At 44.1% G+C, this 21251-nt stretch carries 18 protein-coding genes; 9 read left to right on the top strand and 9 right to left on the bottom strand.

Features of this window, described 5'->3' with window-relative positions:
- Window positions 1-261: 261 nt before the first annotated feature.
- Entirely contained in the window at window positions 262-1170 is a 909-nt protein-coding gene (locus tag AACS00_RS09030) for a siderophore ABC transporter substrate-binding protein (RefSeq protein ID WP_110167168.1), read from the bottom strand.
- Between the two features lie 228 nt (window positions 1171-1398).
- Window positions 1399-1677 carry a hypothetical protein gene (locus AACS00_RS09025; protein WP_110167167.1) on the bottom strand — a complete coding sequence of 93 codons (279 nt, stop codon included), beginning with the start codon at window positions 1675-1677 and terminating at the stop codon, window positions 1399-1401.
- Between the two features lie 322 nt (window positions 1678-1999).
- Here AACS00_RS09025 and emrD point away from each other — a divergent pair, with 322 nt between their 5' ends.
- Window positions 2000-3205 (top strand): multidrug efflux MFS transporter EmrD, encoded by a 1206-nt coding sequence (gene emrD, locus AACS00_RS09020; RefSeq protein WP_110167166.1) that lies wholly within the window; start codon window positions 2000-2002, stop codon window positions 3203-3205.
- 101 nt (window positions 3206-3306) lie between these two features.
- On the opposite strand, the gene AACS00_RS09015 is transcribed toward emrD, so the two are convergent.
- Together AACS00_RS09015 and AACS00_RS09010 are read right to left on the bottom strand one after the other, a co-directional pair.
- A complete protein-coding gene (locus tag AACS00_RS09015) occupies window positions 3307-3780 on the bottom strand; it encodes a hypothetical protein (RefSeq protein ID WP_110167165.1) in 474 nt (157 codons plus the stop codon).
- 33 nt (window positions 3781-3813) lie between these two features.
- On the bottom strand, window positions 3814-4329 hold the full coding sequence (locus tag AACS00_RS09010; protein ID WP_110167164.1) for a nicotinate-nicotinamide nucleotide adenylyltransferase: 516 nt from the start codon (window positions 4327-4329) through the stop codon (window positions 3814-3816).
- Between the two features lie 130 nt (window positions 4330-4459).
- On the opposite strand from AACS00_RS09010, the gene nadE reads away from it, so the two are divergent.
- Entirely contained in the window at window positions 4460-5299 is an 840-nt protein-coding gene (gene nadE / locus AACS00_RS09005; RefSeq protein ID WP_072671039.1) for an ammonia-dependent NAD(+) synthetase, read from the top strand.
- A 415-nt stretch (window positions 5300-5714) separates the two neighbouring features.
- Complete coding sequence (locus tag AACS00_RS09000) at window positions 5715-7040, top strand: anaerobic C4-dicarboxylate transporter (RefSeq protein ID WP_072671038.1); 1326 nt, start codon at window positions 5715-5717, stop codon at window positions 7038-7040.
- Between the two features lie 89 nt (window positions 7041-7129).
- On the opposite strand, the gene AACS00_RS08995 is transcribed toward AACS00_RS09000, so the two are convergent.
- Together AACS00_RS08995 and AACS00_RS08990 are read right to left on the bottom strand one after the other, a co-directional pair.
- On the bottom strand, window positions 7130-8038 hold the full coding sequence (locus tag AACS00_RS08995) for an aldo/keto reductase (RefSeq protein WP_072671037.1): 909 nt from the start codon (window positions 8036-8038) through the stop codon (window positions 7130-7132).
- Between the two features lie 77 nt (window positions 8039-8115).
- Window positions 8116-8658: a hypothetical protein gene (locus AACS00_RS08990; RefSeq protein ID WP_110167163.1), complete on the bottom strand. Its 543-nt coding sequence runs from the start codon at window positions 8656-8658 to the stop codon at window positions 8116-8118.
- 302 nt (window positions 8659-8960) lie between these two features.
- On the opposite strand from AACS00_RS08990, the gene AACS00_RS08985 reads away from it, so the two are divergent.
- The 3 genes from AACS00_RS08985 (at window position 8961) to AACS00_RS08975 (ending at window position 15114) form a co-directional block, all read left to right on the top strand.
- Window positions 8961-11006, top strand: coding sequence for an alpha-amylase (locus tag AACS00_RS08985; RefSeq protein WP_072671035.1), 2046 nt, complete (start codon window positions 8961-8963; stop codon window positions 11004-11006).
- A gap of 519 nt (window positions 11007-11525) precedes the next feature.
- Window positions 11526-12758, top strand: coding sequence for an outer membrane protein transport protein (locus AACS00_RS08980; protein WP_110167162.1), 1233 nt, complete (start codon window positions 11526-11528; stop codon window positions 12756-12758).
- Between the two features lie 16 nt (window positions 12759-12774).
- Window positions 12775-15114: a VolA/Pla-1 family phospholipase gene (locus tag AACS00_RS08975; RefSeq protein ID WP_110167161.1), complete on the top strand. Its 2340-nt coding sequence runs from the start codon at window positions 12775-12777 to the stop codon at window positions 15112-15114.
- Between the two features lie 88 nt (window positions 15115-15202).
- On the opposite strand, the gene ompW is transcribed toward AACS00_RS08975, so the two are convergent.
- Window positions 15203-15850 carry an outer membrane protein OmpW gene (gene ompW, locus AACS00_RS08970; protein WP_110167160.1) on the bottom strand — a complete coding sequence of 216 codons (648 nt, stop codon included), beginning with the start codon at window positions 15848-15850 and terminating at the stop codon, window positions 15203-15205.
- A 323-nt stretch (window positions 15851-16173) separates the two neighbouring features.
- Complete coding sequence (ppiC, locus tag AACS00_RS08965) at window positions 16174-16452, bottom strand: peptidylprolyl isomerase PpiC (protein WP_072671031.1); 279 nt, start codon at window positions 16450-16452, stop codon at window positions 16174-16176.
- A gap of 184 nt (window positions 16453-16636) precedes the next feature.
- Between ppiC and AACS00_RS08960 the strand changes: the two genes are divergently transcribed.
- Window positions 16637-17563, top strand: a complete 927-nt coding sequence (locus tag AACS00_RS08960) for a chemotaxis protein (RefSeq protein WP_072671030.1) — start codon at window positions 16637-16639, stop codon at window positions 17561-17563.
- 100 nt (window positions 17564-17663) lie between these two features.
- Window positions 17664-18680 carry a GGDEF domain-containing protein gene (locus AACS00_RS08955; protein ID WP_181397533.1) on the top strand — a complete coding sequence of 339 codons (1017 nt, stop codon included), beginning with the start codon at window positions 17664-17666 and terminating at the stop codon, window positions 18678-18680.
- Window positions 18681-18799: 119 nt separating this feature from the next.
- Here the strand turns inward: AACS00_RS08955 and AACS00_RS08950 are convergent, their stop codons facing one another.
- Window positions 18800-19381 carry a hypothetical protein gene (locus AACS00_RS08950; RefSeq protein WP_110167159.1) on the bottom strand — a complete coding sequence of 194 codons (582 nt, stop codon included), beginning with the start codon at window positions 19379-19381 and terminating at the stop codon, window positions 18800-18802.
- 158 nt (window positions 19382-19539) lie between these two features.
- On the opposite strand from AACS00_RS08950, the gene AACS00_RS08945 reads away from it, so the two are divergent.
- The gene (locus tag AACS00_RS08945; protein ID WP_072671027.1) at window positions 19540-21078 is read left to right on the top strand and encodes a DUF3612 domain-containing protein; all 1539 of its coding nucleotides are present in this window, start codon (window positions 19540-19542) and stop codon (window positions 21076-21078) included.
- Window positions 21079-21251: the final 173 nt, after the last annotated feature.

Genomic DNA, 21251 nt, shown 5'->3' with positions numbered 1-21251 from the left:
TAACAACAAAAACGAAATCAAATCTAGCAAGATGGTAAGCCGAGCCTAGAGCATCAATCTTATGATGATTAGAGAAAACCAGTTTCGTTAATCGATAAACTTCAATAACGATTGGTTGATGATAGCTATCTAAGAGCGCTAACAGACTCAGAGTGTCAATCAAGTCTGCTAGTGACCTAATGTAAACCATGTGAAACCGCTGGCTAATGACGATTATTGAGCATTAACAAGGCAGCAGCCTCACACAGAAAACCGATAGGATTAATGAAGGCTAACTTGCATATCACTTAACATCTGCTCAGTCGCGGTCACACCAGCAATCGACAAGTACCAAGCATTCAAATCTAAAAATACCATACGATCTTGCTTATAGGCATCGGTCGCTTTAATCAATGGATTTTCAAATTCATCACGCGTATGGCTTTGTCCTTTGTTGACTAATTTATCTCGATCGATAATAAACAGCGTTTGAGGGTTGTTTTGACGAATGTATTCGTAAGAGACTAAATTACCATGGTTAGCCGTTTGCTTAACCTGTGCGGCTTCGCTGAAGCCAAAATCTTTATAAATGGCTGCAAAACGGGAATTAGCGCCAAAGGTGGTAATATTGCCACCAGAGCTCATTACCGTCATTGCTTGAGCTTGATGCTGCTGATTGTAGGCCTTCACCTCAGAAAACTTTTTATCTAACTGAGCGATTTTTTCTTCAACTTTATCTTCAATAGCAAAAATTTTACCTAAATTGCGCCACTGAGCTTGAGTGCTCTGCCAATACGGTTGGTTATCATCCACCGCAAATACTACAGTCGGGGCGATTTTATTCAGTTCATCATAAGCCGTTCGTGCCGCGCGCGGACCAGTAATGATCAGATCCGGTTTTTGCATAAAAATACGTTCAAAATCAGGCTCAAACAACGAACCCGCCGGAGCGTAATCATCGCCTCGGTATTTGGCTAAATAATCAGGCAATTCGGCAACTTTTGAGACGGCGACAGGATTAATTCCAAAATAATCAACAGCATCTAATGGGCCAACACCAATGACCACCACACGTTGAGGGTTTTGTTGTAGTGTGGTTTTTCCCATTTGATGTTCAATGGTCACATTGGCGGCATGAACAGACATTGAGGTGAACAAGCCCAACGCTGCCCAACTGATTATTGATTTCATACGATTCCTTACTGGCTAAAATGACTGCGACATATTTTGATAAGCATTCGCATTAGAGTACGAAGAACTATAACCAGTTCTGTTTTTCCTCGCAATAGCTAGGGTCGGATTTGATGAATATTGAATACGAAAAACCACGTAATCACGCGGTTATTATTGTAAATTTCTCATTTCACTGATGATAAAACATAGAGGCGTCTCCCCAATATATTGAGGCGACCAACGAAGTTATATTGATTGAACAGACAATAACGTAATGAGTAAACTACCCAGCGTGGAACCCATCACACACAGTAAAAAGCATAATGTGGCCGTATGTTGATTAGATAAGCGAACAAGAAATGGAGCCGCGATAAATAACCCAAGACAAACTAAGCGTATATCAAACCATACAAACCAAGATAATAAGGTTAATCCGCTGAGCACACCAATAACCCAACGTGACGAGACCGCCAATTTAATCCCTAATCCGACTAGAAGAAACACCGTTGCTAACCACGCTAACACACACACCCCACATGATATTAATTCTCATTTAGATAATGTAGAGACTTCAAAGACCGAAAGCAATAGCCAGCCGAAAAAAACCTCAACGTTGATGTGGTATTGATAAATTTCATCCCATCGCCATTGAAAGTAACCCCACCCATTCGGATTAGTTTATCTAATCATAAGTATAGAATTATATCGTGCTTATCTTATCATTTTTCGATTGATTAACCGTATACTGATGACTAATATCACGCGCCGTAAACCAAGGTTTGCTGGCTATTTTTATTCATACTTAATATCAATCCTCACGCTTTAATGTTGTTAGGTGGAGAACGTAATGTCTGCAACATTTCCATTAGTCAAATTGACTTTCTTGATCGCGATTTTAGCGGCGGTAGGTCAAATGACACAAACAATGTATGTTCCATCCATTGGTCATATGGCTGGGGAGTTTTTAGTTTCCCCATCAGCACTACAAGCAGTGATGGCTTGTTATTTGATTCCCTACGGCTTATCACAGTTTGTTTACGGACCACTGTCTGACCGCTTGGGCCGAAAACCGATCATCATTGTTGGGTTAGTCATTTATATTTTCGGGACTTTGATTGCGTTATTTGCTCATCAATACCACTGGTTTTTAGCTGGTAGTTTTATTCAAGGGCTTGGTATTGGTTGTGGTGGCGCGATGTGTCGTACACTCACCCGTGACTGTTTTACCGGCAGTAAACTTCATCAAGCCAATAGCTTGATTAGTATGTGTTTAATTTTTTCACCACTGATTGCGCCGGTATTAGGCGGTTACTTAACTGAGGCATTTGGTTGGCGATCTAGCTATCTGTTTTTATCGCTCTTTGCGATTGCAGTGCTGATTACGATACTGACTAGCTTAGTCGAGACCTTGCCGAAAGCGAACCGCCGAAAAGAGCCAGTGATACGCAGTTATCAGTTTGTGATGTCGGATCACCGCTTTCAAGGTTACTTAATCTGCTTAGTCGCGACCTTCGCTGGCTTAGCGGTCTTTGAAGCGGCTGCAGGTGTATTACTTGGTGGCGTATTAGCTCTGCCAGCGACGACCGTTAGCTTATTGTTTGTAACACCCATTCCGGGTTACTTAGCTGGCGCTTGGTTATCTAGCGTCGTCGCACAGAAATACAGTGAAAAACAAGCGTTGCGTGTCGGTCTAATGGCGATTTTTTGTGGCTCAATGATTGTCCTCATCCCTGGTCTATTCGACCAAACGACCGCATTAACACTCATTGGTGGCGCAACGGTGTATTTTCTCGGTGCGGGCATTTTGTTCCCTGCGGCGACAACCGGAGCGCTCAATCCACTGCCTTACCATGCCGGCACTGGTGGTGCGATATTAGGCGGAATGCAAAACTTAGGCGCAGGCTTAGCCACGCTAACCGCCTCTTTGTTTCCTGCTACCAACCAGCTTCCTTTAGGGATCATTATGTTATTGATGTCCATGCTGGCGATACTGGGTTTAAAACGTGTCTATAAGCCGCAAGACCCATCACAGTCAATGCCACTACCAATTTGATAAACCATGTTCTTTCGATTTGAGGCTGTTTGAGTACAACCTCAAATAAATCAGGGGCGTATTGATTACGCCCCTGATGCTTTGTGATTAATTTTTCAGGATTAAAAAGGGATTTCAAGCTGTAAAAACCAATCGGTTTGTGACATTTCATGCCAACGATAGTCGAGGCGTAAACGAGGTAAACCGTTTCTCTTATCGCCATAAGCCAAGCTAAGCGCGACACCGTGATTTTTTAACCATTCTTCTAAAGTCATTTCCGCTTCTTGCTCAGCAAGCTCATCCGGCATCCAGACACTGACACCAAAATAACCTTGCTGATAATTAGAACTGACCATTGGATCAGCCTTGAACACACTGCCTGTAAGCCATCCAGTCCAATAATCATCCGGTTTCTCTGAACGATTCGCCGACAAAGTCAGCCCTGTATAATTAGCCTCTCGCCATTCATCACATACCGTTTGATGGCTAAAAATAACCGAACGGATTGATAAAGATGGCTCAACGCCATCATAAGGCGAACAGTCCATGACCGAGCTGGATAACATCAACCATCCCCGCACTATCGGCTGCATCATTTAGCGATGACTCTTTGGATGTTTTGCATAGGATTAACGATAAACCTGAAGTTGTTCAAGGAGCGCGGCAACACTCGGAGTGGTTAGGCCTTGGATATTTTCCTTCGCGGCGATAGCCTGACGAATATCGGTACTACGAATGTTCACTTTTTCTGGGCAGACCATCACCGACCAATGCCGCACAATCTCTTCTGCTCGATAAAACTCGTGAAAACGAAAGAAGTTATCGGGACCAATCACAAATGTCAGTTCAGCGTCAGGCCACAGGCTTTGTAAATGCGTCAACAGAGCATAAGTTGTCACACTCTGATCCGGTTGCCATAACACTTGCTCTATCGCCAACAACTCGATATGGCTGGTAGCCAAGTCTTTAATAAAAGCGTCGACTAAACGACAGCGTAATGCGTAATCCAGCATGGTTTTACCCCAAGCATGGCTAATGCTGGGGATCAATAATACGCGATCAAAATGGCTCAACGACTCAAGGACATGTTTATGCCCTAGTGACGGTGGATTAAACGCACTACCAAAGACGGCCACTTTTTGCATCGTTTCCTCAATTCAAGACTCAGCCCGTATTCACGGTTTTCTAATTTCATGTTTGCGGTATGATATACCTAAGTCACCTCATTATGCGAGCCTTAGCCACCTCGGTTTAGCAAGCCAGAAAGGAAATCTTATGGAACACATCATTCGACAAGAAATGCGCGTACAACCTAGCATTGATCCTCACTTTGAAATTGAACGACGCGTCACGTTTATTAAACGCAAACTTTTAACGTCTGGCTGTCAATCGTTAGTCCTTGGGATCAGTGGCGGTGTCGATTCAACCACGTGTGGCCGCCTTGCACAGCTCGCCGTTGATCAACTCAATCAAGAACAACAAACGCAAGCTTACCAATTTATTGCCGTTCGCTTACCTTATGGTGAACAAAAAGATGAGCAAGAAGCTCAGTTAGCTTTATCGTTTATTCAACCTACTCATGCGGTCTCGGTCAACATCAAAGCGGGCGTCGATGGCTTACATGCAGCTTCGCATCAAGCACTCGCCAACACTGGCTTATTGCCTAATGATCAAGCCAAAATCGATTTTGTCAAAGGCAATGTTAAAGCACGGGCACGTATGATTGCTCAATATGAAATCGCTGGCTATGTCGGTGGCTTGGTACTGGGAACCGACCATTCTGCGGAAAATATTACTGGCTTTTACACCAAATATGGTGATGGTGCCTGTGATTTAGCACCACTGTTTGGTCTCAATAAACGCCAAGTGCGCTTACTGGCCGCCACACTGGGCGCACCTGAGGTCTTAGTTAACAAAGTCCCTACGGCTGATTTAGAAGAGCTAGCTCCACAAAAAGCCGATGAAGACGCACTTAATCTCACTTATCAACAAATTGATGATTTTCTAGAAGGTAAACCAGTCCCTAGCTATGTGGCTGAACGTTTGATTCATATCTATCAAGTTACTCAACATAAACGACAGCCGATCCCAACCATTTATGACGAATCATTATAACCAGCGTGGTGCATGATTCGGATTCACCTTCCGTTTCCTGAAAACAGCCGAGCCTCCGCTCGGCTTTTTCTTGCTTTCAGCGTTAAAAACTACACTTTGGCTACATTAACACCTTAAAAAGATTAACTTTTTCAGATTTTAATGGGACAAAGATCACAATAAGTCACTTCCATTTTTAAAATGTAAATATGTGTGAACTTCACTTCATACTTTTTGTGGATGAAATCAGAAAATACGCTGGTTAATCCGTTAATTACGCCAAGATATTCAACTTATTGAGCAATAAATCGTCTCAATCACAGAATATTCACCCTACTCACTTGAACAGCAAGATAGAGATGAAATACCGAGCATTTCTAGACACGCTATCCGAGTGAATTGGGATACCCAATTTTAATGATAAGGTCAGGTTAGTATGTTGTATTTGGAATTCTTATTCCTATTAATAGTGTTATACATTGGTTCCCGTTATGGTGGGATAGGCCTTGGTGTTGTTTCAGGCATTGGCTTGGTGGTGGAAGTCTTTATTTTTAAAATGCCTCCGACCTCCCCTCCGGTAACGGTCATGTTGATCATTTTAGCCGTGGTCACTTGTGCGTCGATCTTAGAAGCGGCGGGTGGCTTAAAATACATGCTGCAAGTTGCCGAAAAGTTGTTACGCCGTAACCCAAAACGAGTCACCATGATTGCTCCTCTAGTGACCTACACCATGACTTTTCTGCTTGGAACGGGTCATGCGGTTTACTCGATTATGCCGATCATTGGCGATGTCGCATTAAAAAATGGTATTCGTCCCGAACGTCCGATGGCCGCCGCTTCCGTTGCCTCACAAATCGCCATTACCGCTTCACCGATTTCTGCCGCTGTTGTTTACTATCTCGCAGAGCTATCGACAATTAATCACAACATCACACTCTTATCTATTTTGATGGTATCGGTACCTGCCACTCTGTTTGGAACCGTGCTGATGTCACTCTATAGCATGCGTAGAGGTAAAGAGCTCGAGCAAGATCAGGACTATCAAGAACGGCTAAAAGATCCCATCTTCAAAGAGAAAATTCTTAGCACAACCGCCACATCATTAGATGAAGTTCTCCCTGCTGCGGCAAAGAATTCTGTCATGCTCTTTATTCTCTCAATTGTGATCATTGTTTTGATCGCTATGTTCCCTGAAGTCAGAATGGTTTCGGGGAATAAAGCGATTGATATGGCGACCGTGATTCAAATGATGATGCTTTGTTTCGGCGGTATTATTTTATTAGTCGCTAAAGTTAATCCGAAAACGGTTCCAGAAGGCGTGGTTTTCAAATCGGGGATGGTTGCAGCCATTGCCATTTTTGGTATTGCTTGGATGTCGGACACCTATTTTCAATATGCGATGCCACAATTTCGCTCAGGGATCATTGATATGGTGAACACCTATCCTTGGACCTTTGCTTTGGCGTTATTTATTGTGTCAGTTGTGGTGAACTCACAAGCGGTCGTTGCGAAGATGATGCTACCAGTCGGTGTAGCACTGGGACTCGAACCTGCGTTATTGATCGGGTTAATGCCTGCGTTGTACGGTTACTTCTTTATTCCGAACTACCCTTCTGATATCGCTACGGTCAACTTTGATATGACGGGGACCACCAAGATCGGCAAATGGTATTTTAACCACTCATTCATGGCTCCCGGTCTAGTGGGCGTGATCAGTGCATGTTGTGTCGGCTATGTGCTCGGACAATTTGTGATTGGTTAATCACTAATCCACTCAGCTGATAATAACCAGCCGCATCGTTTACGCTTGATGCGGCTGGTATCTCATTCAGCAAGGTTAATCGGTTTAACTTATGGCACATTGTGTCCTTTGGATGCCACCCAAACTCGATACCATTGTTCGCGGGTTAACGTCAGCGATAATGCCTCAACCGCAGCTTGTGTACGCTGGATATTGCCGGAACCAAGGATCACCACAGGGTTAGAAGGTAAACAACGTACCCAAGCATACACCACTTGATCAATACTCTGTGCGCCAATCTCTTCGCGTATTTCTTCAAGTACCTGACGTACTCGGGTAATTTGCTCACTCTGTCCGTTAAACAGTTGACCACCGGCTAAACATGACCACGCCATCGGTCTAGTCCGTAAACGTTGCAATTGATCCAAAGTACCATCATGCGCAACTTGAATATTCAGCGGATTAATCTCAACTTGATTAGTAATCAAAGGCTTAGATAAGCGTGATTGTAACAAATCAAACTGAGCTGGACTAAAGTTCGATACGCCAAAATGTTTGACCTTGCCAACTTTATGTAAATCAGAGAACACTTCGGCTACTTCATCGGCGTTCATCAATGCATCTGGTCGGTGAAGTAATAACACATCTATTTCATTGACGCCGAGACGTTGTAATGAACTATTGACTGACTGATACAGGTGCGCTGAACTGGTATCATAGTGGTTGATCTTTTGCGAAGGATAACTATCACCACATAATTTAATATCGCACTTAGTGATGATCTGGAGCTGATCACGCAGTGATGGCTCAAGTGCTAGTGCTTCACCAAATAAATGCTCACATTGATAATTACCATAGATATCAGCATGATCAACGGTACTGATACCTAACTCAAGATGCTGCTTAATGAATGTTAAACGAGCTTGCGGCGTCATGTTCCATTCCCCAAGACGCCAGTATCCTTGCACTAGCTCAGAAAATTCTGGACCTTGGGAAGCCATCGTAACTTTCTCAATCATTATTTCTACTCCTTTACCTTACTCTCTATTTGATTTAATAGGCTAAACACACCACGTCCGATAAGAGGCCGCTGAATTTAGTCCTTCGATCCCACGGTCAGCCAACGCACTTCAATATCCTTACCATCGGTCAACAACTCAACGTGTCGTCCAGACATCGACCACTGCTGCCGCTTAGGAAAACGATGAGCATGATGGTTAAGAAATAAGATTAACTGGCGATCAACGTCAGAGATGGTTTTATCGATCCGTTGATCATCAACGGAAAAAATAGCCTCAGCGATCTGGACGCGCTCAACTTGAAAGCCATCTCGGCGCAGCGCTAATTGCAATTGACTCCAGTCATGAGCCGAATAGGTCAGATGTAAGACTAACATGGCTGGTTCTTGATTGATAAAGTCGATACTGGCCCAAACTAATGTTGAGTAATAATAAAATTCATCACTGCACCATCGATGCTGATCACTCTCCTCTGCGCACTCTAACCACTGATGACTTTCTTGCCATTCAGACAAGGTCGGTAGAGCGTGATTGGGGTTGAGAAACGGTAACAAAAAATCTTCATGTACGGCTTGAGCAGGTAGGCTAAATAAACCAAACCATAATAGCCATTTACTCATCGTATGTTTCCTCGACCAGCTCTAGTACAAACGAAAGAGAGCATACCTCCCTTTGCAAAACCACATCATGCCGAGTCTTAAACTCAACAACAAGCGCCTTAGGCTCTACGCCCCCAAAGGGCAAGCAGTGAAGTGCATCAAACTTTTAGGGCGTAGTCAGCAAGAATGATGTCAAGCCATGCACGACCGCTTATGGTAAAGCGTGAAATTCGGTTTACTCTCTCCCTCGCCTCTCTACCTCTGACCAGCACAGCGGTGAATTGCCATTGGCAGGAGATATCATCATTCAAGGAATAAAAAGAATGAAACTGCATACGCTAACCTACGCAATGATGCTAGCCGCACCAGCGGTACTGGCATCACCCAATATCACCATTTCGACCACCACCAATAGTCGAGATTTCCCACTCAGCGCGACATCGCCGTTAGTCATACCGTTAACCAAGGATAACTACACGCTAAAAATCAGTGGTATTGAGGGCGACTGTCACGCTGACAGTGAACAGACTGTTCGTTTTAATACTCCCATCAAGCTTAACTGTGGTGCCGTAACAGAACTACCACTGAATATCCGCTTTACTGGTGATTATGCGTTCAGTTTTGATGAGCAACATAAAACCATCGCCTTTGTTCGTCAGCCAACCACAGCGAAACAAACCGAATTTCAACGCCCACTACCCTCGGTCGTTTGTGAGCAATATCAAGGTGGAGAGGTTACCTTGACCTTAGCCGATAGTTTTACTGAAGGCACCGAACTAAAAGACGCGATGAGCGGTCAAATAGTCACCGTTAACAACGGGCAGGTCTCTTTAACCCCCTCGCCAACCAGTGGCGGACTTATTCTGCTTGCTCCGCTAAAGAGTGAGCCACAGCCTTTCACTTACCGTAATGCCAATATCTATTTTGTTATGGTTGACCGTTTTTATAACGGCGACCCCAGTAACGATCACAGTTATGGCCGTAAAAAAGATGGCCAACAAGAAATTGGTACCTTTCATGGCGGAGATCTCAAAGGGATAATTAAAAAGCTCGATCACATTAAAAGCCTTGGCACTGATGCAATTTGGCTCTCGCCTATTGTCGAACAAGTGCATGGCTTTATTGGCGGAGGCGACAGTGGCTCATTTCCTTTTTATGCCTATCACGGATATTGGACGCGAGATTTCACCAAAATCGACGAAAACTTTGGCACGGATGAAGATCTCGCCACCTTAGTGGCAGAAGCCCATAAGCGAGGCATGAAAGTCCTACTCGATGCGGTACTCAACCATACTGGCTACGCGACTTTAGCGGATTTGCAGTTCGATGGCATTGACGTTGTCAAACCTAACACTCTGCCTGAAAAATGGAGCGATTGGGCACCAAAAACTGGCGAAACGTGGCACAGTTTTCATCAATATATTGATTATCAAAACTCAAATTGGCAGCAATGGTGGGGTAAAGATTGGGTACGTGCCGGGCTGCCGGGTTATCCAGCGCCGGGCTCAAGCGATTTAACCTTAACGTTAGCGGGTTTACCTGATTTTCTCACTGAAGCAGACACTTATGTCAAACCACCTCAATGGCTACTCAATAATCCGGGAACACGAGTCCAAGCGCGCGACAATTTTACCGTCACTGATTATCTCATCGAGTGGCAAACCGATTGGGTAAAACGTTTTGGTATTGATGGCTATCGAATTGATACCGTTAAACATGTCGAAGGAGAAGTATGGCAACGCCTGAAATCCACCGCTAGCCAACGCCTTGATGAATGGCGCACCAAACATGGAAAACAAGGTGAACCGTTCTGGATGATGGGTGAAGTTTGGGCACACAGTGCTTATCGTAGCCCTTATTTTGATGATGGTTTCGATGCGCTGATCAACTTTGATTTACAAAAAAGAATGGATCGCGGCGCTGCTTGCTTAAGCACTATGGAGGATGTGTACCAAGCCTATTCGCAAACGCTCGCCAAACATGCTGATTTTAATCCGGTCAGTTACATGTCATCTCATGACACGGAACTATTCTTTGGCCGTTTTAAATCACTCGAGATGCAACGTAATGCGGCCAATGCCTTGTTATTAACACCAGGAGCCATCCAAGTTTACTATGGTGATGAAGTGGCTCGCGAAGTCGGCCCTTATGCGGATGATTTTCATCAAGGGACTCGCTCTTCAATGAACTGGCAATGGGATAATGATCGCGCAGCCTTGCTGCAACACTGGCAAACCTTAGGCCAATTTCGCCAAAATAACCCTGCAATTGGAGCAGGAGTTCATCAACTGATCCCACAAGACAATGCTTATGTCTTTTCACGTACGTTAGACAATAATCGCGTCGTCGTCGCCTTTGTCGGCCAATAGCCCTATTTTTAAAACCCACCAAGCTGCTGTTTAATCTCCAATAAACAGCAGCTTAAACTGCTTTTTTCTGGTCATTTCAAACAAAATCTTAGCCTAATGCTCAATCCCCTACTGGTACTACCACAAAATTTCTATAAGACATTGACGAAATGTACTTTTATAATCCGTGCCTCAAATGTAACAAACCAATAATTTGACATTAATAATACAAATTATTAACATAATAACTTATGTTTTTATACATTACATGCCCGTAGTATAAAAATTATCGATCACAGGTAGCGATACGATTTCAAAACGCCGCATGAACGCGGTAGGAATCTATCATGCCAATAAAAGCAATAGTGGCTATCTCCAAACAACTTAGCGTTACTGGTAAATGGCAAGTGAGCTTATCCCAATGCGCATAGACAACCTGTGCCATTGGGGTGAACAAGTACAGCCAATATCACAGCAGCTTTAAGTCGCAAGGGGATACATTCAATCGTCCACGACAGTTGCATATTTAGGAACACGAGAATGAACACCTTTCCCCGAACTCTGGTTGCACTTGCCGTTATGGTAAGCAGCTCTGTACATAGCGCTGGCTTTCAAGTCGCTGAACACTCAGCCTCTGGCCTTGGACGAGCCTTTTCTGGTGAAGGCGCCGTGGCAGATAACGCCAGTGTATTAGCTCGCAACCCCGCGGCAATGACTCGTTTTGAGCGCGCGCAATTTTCTGGTGCATTGAGCATTATCGATCCCGATGTCGATGTTTATGATCTGAGTAATCAGCAAAAAATGTCGGATATTGCTCCTCTCCAAGTGGTTCCAGCGGCTTATTATTTAAGCCCAATCAATGAACAGTGGAGCTGGGGAATCGGTCTTTTCACTACCTATGGTGTGGCAACGGATTACCCAAGCGATATTTACGCCGGCGATATGGCAGGCGACACCGCGTTAATTTCCGTTAACCTCAACCCGAGCCTAGCGTATAAAGTCAATCAACATCTTAGTTTGGGCGCAGGGGTTAATCTTGTTTATGCTCATGCTGAGCTCAATCGTCACCAAGGTGGCTTAGCTCCGACCTTAGGTGGTCAGCCGAGTGATAAGCTGATCTCTATGGAAGGCGATACCCTAGGTTATGGCTGGAATATTGGCGCACTTTACTCAGTGAATGAAAATCACCGCTTTGGATTTTCTTACCGCTCACAAGTCAAACTCGATTTTGATGATGGCACCTTTTCCAGCTATAACTCTGGCGCAGCGAGCAAGCCCGAAGTCGTCGGCCGCTTAAAGCTTGATCTACCAGAAATTTGGGAAATATCCGCCTTTCATCAACTCAATGATCAATGGGCGATTCACTATGGCTATCAACGCACCGGATGGCGTTCATTTAAAGAGCTCAAAGCCACTTCAGCTGAGTGTAAAGACGGTGTCTGCTTCCAAAAACCAGAAGACTATAAAGACAACGGACGCTGGTCCCTTGGCACCACCTATCGCCTTAACCATGATTGGACACTGCGCGCTGGCTTAGCATTTGATGAACAAGCGGGTAAAGCCACCTTGAGCATTCCAGATAGTGACCGCTACTGGTATTCAGCAGGTTTTACTTACACCTTGAATGATGCCGTTACCCTTGATGCGGGCTTTGCATTAGTAAGAAGCAAGGAAGGTAACTTCACCGAAACCAACGCCGCAGGCCAGAGCTTAAATTTCAACACCAAAGCCAATGCCTATATCAGTGCCATCCAGCTCAATTACCAGTTCTAAATAGGTTAAGATACCCATGAAAAAACTACTTAAAATTTCCCTATTCTGCTCTGCTCTCTGGTTAGCGGGATGCGGCGATGAAATGCAAAGCTCTGGCGCACCCACCATTAGCTACGAGCCACATATTGCCAAGGCATTAACTCGCGAAACACAGATTAAATTTCAGTTAAGCGGCGCTAACCCTTCTGTGCCGCTGCCATCGTATGCGTTGATGAACCCGCAAGATGGCACCTTGAACTTACCCACGGATGGTGACAACTCGCCCAGTAATCCACGCGTTGCCATGAATCAGCTCGATGGTTGGTCAACCACTATGCCACTGTATCTGGATTTTACTGGCGGCAATTTGGAAACTGGCCCCGTCACAACCGGTATTTATCTAGTTGAACTGACAGATTCAATGACTGGCAGTCCACAACCAAAAGCTAATGTTGACTTTGTCGCCTTTAGCGATGCCGCGACCAGTAAGATCGCCATTTACCCCACTAAGCCATTAAACCCAGCGAGCAACTATATTTTAGCCATCACCAGTGAAGTTAAAGACGCACAAGGCGAGCCAATCGGCACCTCAAGTAGCTATGCTACTCTTAAATCCAAGCAGCGGATCTATAGTCAAGGGCAATTGGCACAATTGCAGAAAATCACTCATGGTACGGAAGCCCTATTTAGCGCAACCGGTGTTGATGCAGAACAGATCGTATACAGCACTTGGTTTAGCACCCAATCGGTGGGCGATACCTTAAGCGCTGTAGCTGCCGCAACGGCCTACGGCGTGGGGAAAGGAGACCCATTAGCGGTTTGGCAGCAAACATTTGAACATCCAAATGCTGCTTATCAAATGAGTTTCCAAACTACTCAAAGCTTTGAGACCGCACTGAAAAATGATGCTCATTTTATTAAATTTATTGCTGACAACGAACAAAGAAATACTCTCATTGGCGCTTATAACGCATCGGAAGCAAAGGTTAACGTCACCCACGGCACCGTGACTCTGCCTTACTATCTTGAAACTGGCGCAAATTGGAATACACAAGCGTTTAGCGCCGCTTCCCCAAGCCTAGCGAAAATATCAGCAGCGTTAAAAGACCCTATCGAGCAAGCTCATATTGCCGCGCAATTGATGGGCGCTGGCATTGATCTTACCGAGCTTGCAACCAGTCAAGAACAGCAGATGAAATTAGTCGGTCTTGAGCTAACGAAAACCGATGGCAGCCGATTAGACAGCGAGCGTTTGATCACCCGCTATTCACCGCTGCCAAGCATTAAATCACTGCAAACCGTGCCATTTTTACTTTTTACTCCCCAAACGGGTACGGTTAAGGACGTGGTGATTTATCAGCACGGCATTACCTCAGCCAAAGAAAATGCTTACGCGTTTGCGTTTCGCCTTGCTCAAGCGGGTTTAGCGGTGATTGCGATTGATATGCCACTGCACGGAGAGCGCAGTTTAAATGAGCAGCGCTCAGCCAATACCAATGTGCTGGCCTATTTAAACTTAGCTAACTTACCCGTGGCCCGTGATAATGTGCGTCAAAGTATTTTGGATGTGCTAGCGCTGCGCGCTGCGCTAAGCATGCCTAAAGCAAATTTCTCAGGTTCACCTTTGGCAACACTGAGTGGAAATAGTGAATTTAAACTGCTCGGTCACTCATTAGGTGGTATTGTCGGGCTGTCCGCACTGGCAGCAAGTGAACAGGATTTAGGTAATCCTCAAGCGAATGCTCTCTATCACTTTAGCGCCGCAGCAATCCATAACTCTGGAGGCCGTATCGCACCACTCCTATTTGGTTCAAACGCCTTTGCACCACAAATCAAACATAACTTAGCGCTTACTTCTGCTCAGTATCAAGAATTTGTAAAGGGATTTTGTCATAGTGGGCAAACGGACGCTGAGTGCTACGGTCTGTTTGAATCTTTTGCCAGCGATGAACAAAAAGCGCAATTGAACGCACTGTTTGCTCAGTTTAGCTTTGCCGCTCAATCGGTGCTCGACAGCATAGATCCAATGGCAAATGTAGCCTCAGGTATCAAAACGCCGTTATTGCTGACTCAAGTTCACAATGATAATACAGTGCCGAATGTCACCAAGGAAGCAGGCATACTGCCATTTGCTGGCACAGAGCCAGTGGCGAGCTTACTTGGATTAACGACGATCAACCGCTCGACACCAACCGTGAATGGGCAAAGCAGCGTCTTTATTCAGTATAATGGCACAGCTAAGCATTCAACTTTTATTGGCCCACAGAATGATGATGAGTCTGATACACTTAACCATGGTGAAATGCAAAAACAAACTATTGATTTTCTGTTTAATAACCAATTGAATGGTGCGATTCCAGAAGCCGTACTGCACTAATTAACCAAAGCGCAAAGCGGTAATATAGAAAACAATAAAGGCAGGATTTCCTGCCTTTATTATTGCTGAGCGTTATCAGGCCAATCCGTTAGAACTTATAACCGCCAGAGATCATAAATACCCAAGGATTAATTTTCACGTCAGTGGATTGGGCACCTAAAGTTGCATGATTATATTTTGCTGTGGTTTCAATATTGGCGTACCAAACTGATGCGTTAAAGAACCAGTTATCATCCAACATATAATCGACACCAACATTGGCCGCTAGACCCCAAGAATCATCCAGTTTTAAATCACTAAGCCCGGCTGTTTTTCCAGTATCATTAAACTTTTCATCAAAGAAATTGGTGTAGTTAAGGCCTGCGCCAACATAAGGGCGCCACGTGCTGCCCGCTTCGCCAAAATAGTACTGGACCATCACCGTCGGTGGTAAATGCTTAGTTTTACCGATATCCCCTAAACCGCCAAGATCGGTCGAGATCTTATGCGAGAAAGGCGTTGCGGCTAATAACTCAATACTGAAATTATCCGTCAACATATAGCCTAGCGTTAAGCCCAGCTGAGTATTACTGTTCACCGACAGTTCACTTTGTGAACCAAGAATTTTATCACTGCTATCATTGGGTACGACACTAGCAATACCCGCACGCACCAAAATATCTCCTTGCTGATGAGCAAGCACTGAAGTTGAAGCTAAAATGGTAAGGACTGCTAATCCACAGACTGTTTTTTTCATGCTACTTTCCTTTTCTTGGGCTAATTATTCTTTTTGTTGGCGCGCACAGTAGCATATAAAAACCACACTATTTTGATGGAAATCAATTTGTGAATTTTTTTAGTTGAAAAGATGAAAATCTGTAAACTTTGTCACAATAAATACTCAAGCAACACAATCATCTAATGCAAACTAGGCGTGCCACGCAAAAAGCAAGCTAACCGTAAGAGCATTCGGCGATGTTGATTGAGTCAGTCATCATGAGTATGGAAACAATATACTTGGCTCGAAAGAAGCGACCGCAGCGCGGTAGCTTCAGTAGAAAAGAATGGTTCACTACAACACTAGGTACGGTAAAGTACTTTTATTACATGCCAACCAAACTTGGTTTTCACTAATTGCGGCGTCAAAATTTCACCTTGAAAGCACGCTTTATCAAAGGCAGGAACCATTTGTCCTTGGCGAAACTCGCCTAAATCACCACCACGCTTACCCGATGGGCAAAGTGAATGCTTTTTGGCTAAGGTTTGAAATTTAGCGCCTTTTTTTAATTGCTGTAGTAATTCATCAGCTTGCTCTTTGTGCTTGACTAAAATGTGCAATGCAGCGGCTGTTTTCGCCATAGGGAAATACTCGATCTAATAACAAAGCTGCTTATTTTAACCAAAGCCGTAACCTAATGCATCTTTTCGATATTCATCGCTCGTCAAGAAGCTTTAACTGCTAAAAATAGCTCAATAGCGTTACGAAGCGGCAATTTTCAGTTACTATAGAGGGTGTAGTGTGTTTATTTTTGAGTAGTGTGTTATGGCCAAAACCGTCAGTAAAGCAAATCAGTCGCAAGGGATGTTGATGTTTACCCTCAACTCACAGCAACAGCTGTTTGCTATTGGAACGTTAAAAGTAAGGGAAATTGTCCCTTATTTACCGATGACGCAAATCCCGTATTCTCATCATCATGTGGTGGGAACGGTGACGATACGTAATCTAACGGTACCAGTGATTGATATGGCCGCAGCTATTGGGTTTAGGCCGATTACACCTCAAGAATATAAACAGTGTTATTTGATTGTCACTGACTGCCTGCGTACCGTGGTTGCCTTTATGGTGCGCGGAATTGAAAAAATCATCGAATGTAATTGGCGATCCATTGAGTCAGCGCCGGTGACTGCAGGCAATAATGTTTTTGTAACAGGGATCACTCGTTATCAAGATCGTATTGTCCAACTTCTGGATGTCGAACTGCTGCTCTCAAAAATCTATCCGCAATACGAATCCACCAAAGTGCCGATGCTGACCGATATTGAACGTGAGCGTCTAAAACCACTGAATATTTTATTGGTCGATGACTCATCAATTGCCCGTAAACAACTGGCCGACGCGCTGGATAGGATCAACATTCCTTACCAAATTTGTAAAAATGGTTTAGAAGCCATCGAGTTAATGCGCCACTTAGCCGATGAACATAATGCGATTGACCTTTTAGTCAGTGATATTGAAATGCCCGGTCTTGATGGTTACGAGTTGGCTTTTGAGGTACAAAATGATTCTCGCTTAAGCCATGCTTATTGTATTTTACACACCTCACTGTCTAGTGAAATATGCGTTGATCGCGCTCGTCAAGTGGGGGCCCATGAGGCATTAGAAAAGTTTAACGCCACTGAACTTATCGAGGCGATGCTCAGAGGAGCGAAAAAACTTGAATCACAACGCTCATCATCACTCTCGATGTAATACACGATAACGGCAAGATCCGCGGCTTTTTGCAGCAAAATCAGCGAAAATCCGCTACGCTTAGCCCACAGAATTGATTAGCTCTAGTGCGGGTAAACCGATGCCTGATGACGTTTTTAAAAAATCCACTGCCAACCTGAAAAAAGCGGTCCCCCTGATGATGAAGCATCATGTTGCCGCTACGCCTGCTAATTACGCACTTTGGTATACTTATGTCGATCACGCGATACCGCAGTTAAATCAAGAGATGGATTCCGTTTTGGAGCATTTTGGCTTGTGCCCACCCAGCTCTGGTGAAGCGCTCTATAAAAATTTTATCGCCTCTAAAACAGAAACGACAGTCAGTGAATTACGCGCCAATATGGAAATTTTGGCCAGCGAAGTCGCCAGTTCAATGTCGGATACCATGACTGACACTCGAGCTTTTGAAGCCATTATTGATAAAAGTTTTTACGATTTAGAACGGGTAGAAAAAGAAGACCTCTCTTTAGAAGAGGTGATGAGCATTATTCGACAATTAGTGAACGAATCGAGAGATATCCGTCATTCAACACGCTTTTTAAACAACCAACTGAAAACCGCTTGCGATGAGATCTCTAAACTAAGAAGCCAGTTAGCAGAAGTACAGAAAGATGCCCTCTTTGATCCACTCTGTGGGTTATATAATCGACGCGCTTTCAACAACGATCTGCTTGCCATGCTTCACGCTCAGCAAGCACTGAGCATCATTTTATTGGATATTGACCATTTCAAAAGTTATAACGATGATTTTGGTCACCTATTTGGCGACTCAGTATTAAGAGCGATTGCCAAGCGTATTCAAAGTAATTGTCGCGAAGCGATGACGGCCTACCGTTTTGGAGGCGAAGAATTTGTTATTCTACTGCCTAACATGACCTTGCGTAGTGCGCGTCAGTTTGCTGAGTCTGTGCGTCGTTCAATTGAAAAACTGTTAGTACGCGATCGCCGTTCTGGGCAGCAAATTGGCAACATTACCGCGTCTTTTGGGGTTGCCGAATATCAAAGCTTGGAAGCCGCGGATAGCTTAGTTGATCGAGCCGATAAAATGCTCTATCAAGCAAAAAATCTTGGTCGCAACCGAGTAATGCCGCTCTAAAACCGCAACCGAATATTTAGATGGCCCTATGATCGCCATCTAAATATTCGATTTCTATCCAAACGGTCAGCGACTTAAAATAAGCCGCTCAACCTAATGCTGAATGTCAATAGTCAAACTTATAGCTGAAAAGCGTAGCTAAGGCAGTAATCTTCACCACTTTTGGCTGTATATTCTTTATCTTCACTGCAAGCTTGTGCTTTACCGTGCGCATTACCTTTAATGAGGCTTATCCAATGACGGATCGCCGTATTGGCCGTGCGATCATTGATTTGTTGACTAAACGTCGTGCAGGTTTCCAACTGAATATCTTCTATCTCAACCAATTCCACGCAACCAGTCCCGCGTAAACAACCTAATAACAGCTCTACATGACTACTACCATCCCCCTCTCGAAATAAGATTGAACAAGGTTGATCTTTACTTCCTGTGAAGGCGACAAACTGTTTTGGATGCTTTAAACCGCTGTGACGACCATCTTTAAAATACGCTAATACATGGTGATAATCGATCACGTAACTGGTGACTTCTTGATGTGAACCACTTTCTAGCGGAAATAAACGGTCAAGCAGCTGCTTAGCTTTGACTTGTCTTTCACGCTGTTGATTTGCACTCGTTGTCTCCACAGCGAAAACAGCTTCAGCGATAAACGGGTGTTGAGTTGATTGAATGTTGGTCTTATCGAATGTCAGCATATTCATTGTCGTTCCCTCGTGGATAACTATTTATTGTGTCCTAGAGCCATTACTTCAAACTGATGTTTAATTTTCATTCAATTCTGTGACTGGCTTAGTTTGTAGACTAGCGGATTTTTTACTACAATTTCACAACAAAAATTTTACAATGTGAATTTTACAAAATGGCCATATCAAAAAGCTTAGTTAGACAGTCACATTTTTTAGGCACCAAGGTAAGAAACTTGCGCAAACGCAATCACTTAACTATGGAAGACTTATCTGCGCGCTGTATACGGGTTAATCCAGAATACGCTCCTTCGGTCTCTTACCTTTCGATGATTGAACGAGGTAAGCGAGTGCCTAGCGTGGAAATGCTGGAAGTGATTGCAGAAGTTTTTCAAAAAGATCCACGTTGGTTTTTAGATGACGAGCCCGAACAAGCCGACATTACCCCGAATAAAGGTAACCGCGGGGGAATAAGCGGTATGGCACTGGAACCTAGCTTTCTATTTTCTAATGATATTTTACAAATTGCGATTCCCGAGATGCTGTCACAAACTGGGATAACGGGACGCCAATTTGCACATTTACTGATCCGCGCCCATCAAGAAAGTTTACAAAATCATTTTCCCGATTTAGAACGAGCAGCAGAAGAAGTCGGACTAAAACGTCTTAATTTAGCGGTAGAAGATTTAATCGATATCGCTAAAAGTCTAGGATTGACCATACGTTGGGTGACACGTACGCCACATGATGTCGTCGATGAATTGGGGATCAGCGCCAAACAGTTAGTCACTTCTTTTTTTGAACCCCCGGGAAATATTTATCTTAATGAGATTTTAAAACAATACCCGACACGCCTGAAATACGATTTAGCGGTGTATATCGGCCATAACGTTCTGCACAGTAAAGAGGGATTAAAAAGTGTGCTTTCGGTTGGGCATACTCATGGCTGGGAAGAACAGAGCGATCTTCAGCAAACTTCCGAGCTTAACTCACAAGATATTTTACAAGCATGGCGTGATTTTGAATCGAGCTTTTTTGCTGGTGCTCTACTTTGCCCTAAGGTTCCCTTTCGCCAGCTGTTGGATCGTAATGGTTATGAAATCTCCGTACATCAAAAAGCGGGAGTATCTCCTTCGGTTGCCATGCGCCGTATGACCGTCGTTTCTCCCTACCCTTATTGGCACTATTTTGATGCCTATGGCGAAGGAAAACTTAAAGCGGTGTATCGCGGTAATGGCATTCCCCTGCCTTGGGGTAATATGCGTAAAGTTGATGATCCTTGCCAACACTGGGCCGTATTTCGTCGTTTATCTGAACCGTTACCCGGTAGCTCCGCGCAGATTTCAATTTTAAATGTCGGTGATGAACCGCGTATTTACTGCTGCGAATCAATGAATATGTCTGATGCTGCGGGGAATAATCGAGTTCTGTGTGCTGGGATTGATCTGAATCCTGCGATCGATGCTCAAGGAGGCGATGCCCGCTCGATAGCCGAAGAGCTCAAAGCTTCTTGTGTTCAACAAGGAGGTTCTACCATCATCCCCAGACACATTAAAAAAGATTTGCTGACGATTGCAAAAATTCTCAATATTAATTGGATTGAGCGTGGGATTGATAATCAAGCAAGATTAATCTGCTCACGTGGTGCTGTATGCCCACGAGTGCCTAGTTGCTATGATAAATGTGCCAATAAAGCTGGGAGCGTTGATCGTTGACAAGAAAAACAACGTAAAAAAAAGCCAACCGCAAAAAAGGCGCGATTGGCTATATTTTGTGTGAACAAGAAGGTTCACTAACAACGTCAGTTGGCTAGGTGACCCTCGGCTTAAAAGGGTCATATATTATAAAGCATATTACGTGCCAACTTTTTAAAATCGAAAAATCCAGT

It is taken from the genome of Vibrio sp. 11986-1-5, assembly GCF_963878025.1.
GTDB lineage: Bacteria > Pseudomonadota > Gammaproteobacteria > Enterobacterales > Vibrionaceae > Vibrio > Vibrio injensis.
The sequence above is the reverse complement of the archived record's forward strand: the minus strand, read 5'-3'. Positions and strand labels throughout refer to the sequence as shown.

Excerpts from the sequence above, each read along its gene's own strand:
- AACS00_RS09030 (WP_110167168.1), bottom strand. The coding sequence starts at position 1,170 with ATGAAATCAATAATCAGTTGGGCAGCGTTGGGCTTGTTCACCTCAATG.
- emrD (WP_110167166.1), top strand. The coding sequence starts at position 2,000 with ATGTCTGCAACATTTCCATTAGTCAAATTGACTTTCTTGATCGCGATT.
- AACS00_RS09015 (WP_110167165.1), bottom strand. The coding sequence starts at position 3,780 with ATGATGCAGCCGATAGTGCGGGGATGGTTGATGTTATCCAGCTCGGTC.
- AACS00_RS09010 (WP_110167164.1), bottom strand. The coding sequence starts at position 4,329 with ATGCAAAAAGTGGCCGTCTTTGGTAGTGCGTTTAATCCACCGTCACTA.
- nadE (WP_072671039.1), top strand. The coding sequence starts at position 4,460 with ATGGAACACATCATTCGACAAGAAATGCGCGTACAACCTAGCATTGAT.
- AACS00_RS09000 (WP_072671038.1), top strand. The coding sequence starts at position 5,715 with ATGTTGTATTTGGAATTCTTATTCCTATTAATAGTGTTATACATTGGT.
- AACS00_RS08995 (WP_072671037.1), bottom strand. The coding sequence starts at position 8,038 with ATGATTGAGAAAGTTACGATGGCTTCCCAAGGTCCAGAATTTTCTGAG.
- AACS00_RS08990 (WP_110167163.1), bottom strand. The coding sequence starts at position 8,658 with ATGAGTAAATGGCTATTATGGTTTGGTTTATTTAGCCTACCTGCTCAA.
- AACS00_RS08985 (WP_072671035.1), top strand. The coding sequence starts at position 8,961 with ATGAAACTGCATACGCTAACCTACGCAATGATGCTAGCCGCACCAGCG.
- AACS00_RS08980 (WP_110167162.1), top strand. The coding sequence starts at position 11,526 with ATGAACACCTTTCCCCGAACTCTGGTTGCACTTGCCGTTATGGTAAGC.
- AACS00_RS08975 (WP_110167161.1), top strand. The coding sequence starts at position 12,775 with ATGAAAAAACTACTTAAAATTTCCCTATTCTGCTCTGCTCTCTGGTTA.
- ompW (WP_110167160.1), bottom strand. The coding sequence starts at position 15,850 with ATGAAAAAAACAGTCTGTGGATTAGCAGTCCTTACCATTTTAGCTTCA.
- ppiC (WP_072671031.1), bottom strand. The coding sequence starts at position 16,452 with ATGGCGAAAACAGCCGCTGCATTGCACATTTTAGTCAAGCACAAAGAG.
- AACS00_RS08960 (WP_072671030.1), top strand. The coding sequence starts at position 16,637 with ATGGCCAAAACCGTCAGTAAAGCAAATCAGTCGCAAGGGATGTTGATG.
- AACS00_RS08955 (WP_181397533.1), top strand. The coding sequence starts at position 17,664 with ATGCCTGATGACGTTTTTAAAAAATCCACTGCCAACCTGAAAAAAGCG.
- AACS00_RS08950 (WP_110167159.1), bottom strand. The coding sequence starts at position 19,381 with ATGAATATGCTGACATTCGATAAGACCAACATTCAATCAACTCAACAC.
- AACS00_RS08945 (WP_072671027.1), top strand. The coding sequence starts at position 19,540 with ATGGCCATATCAAAAAGCTTAGTTAGACAGTCACATTTTTTAGGCACC.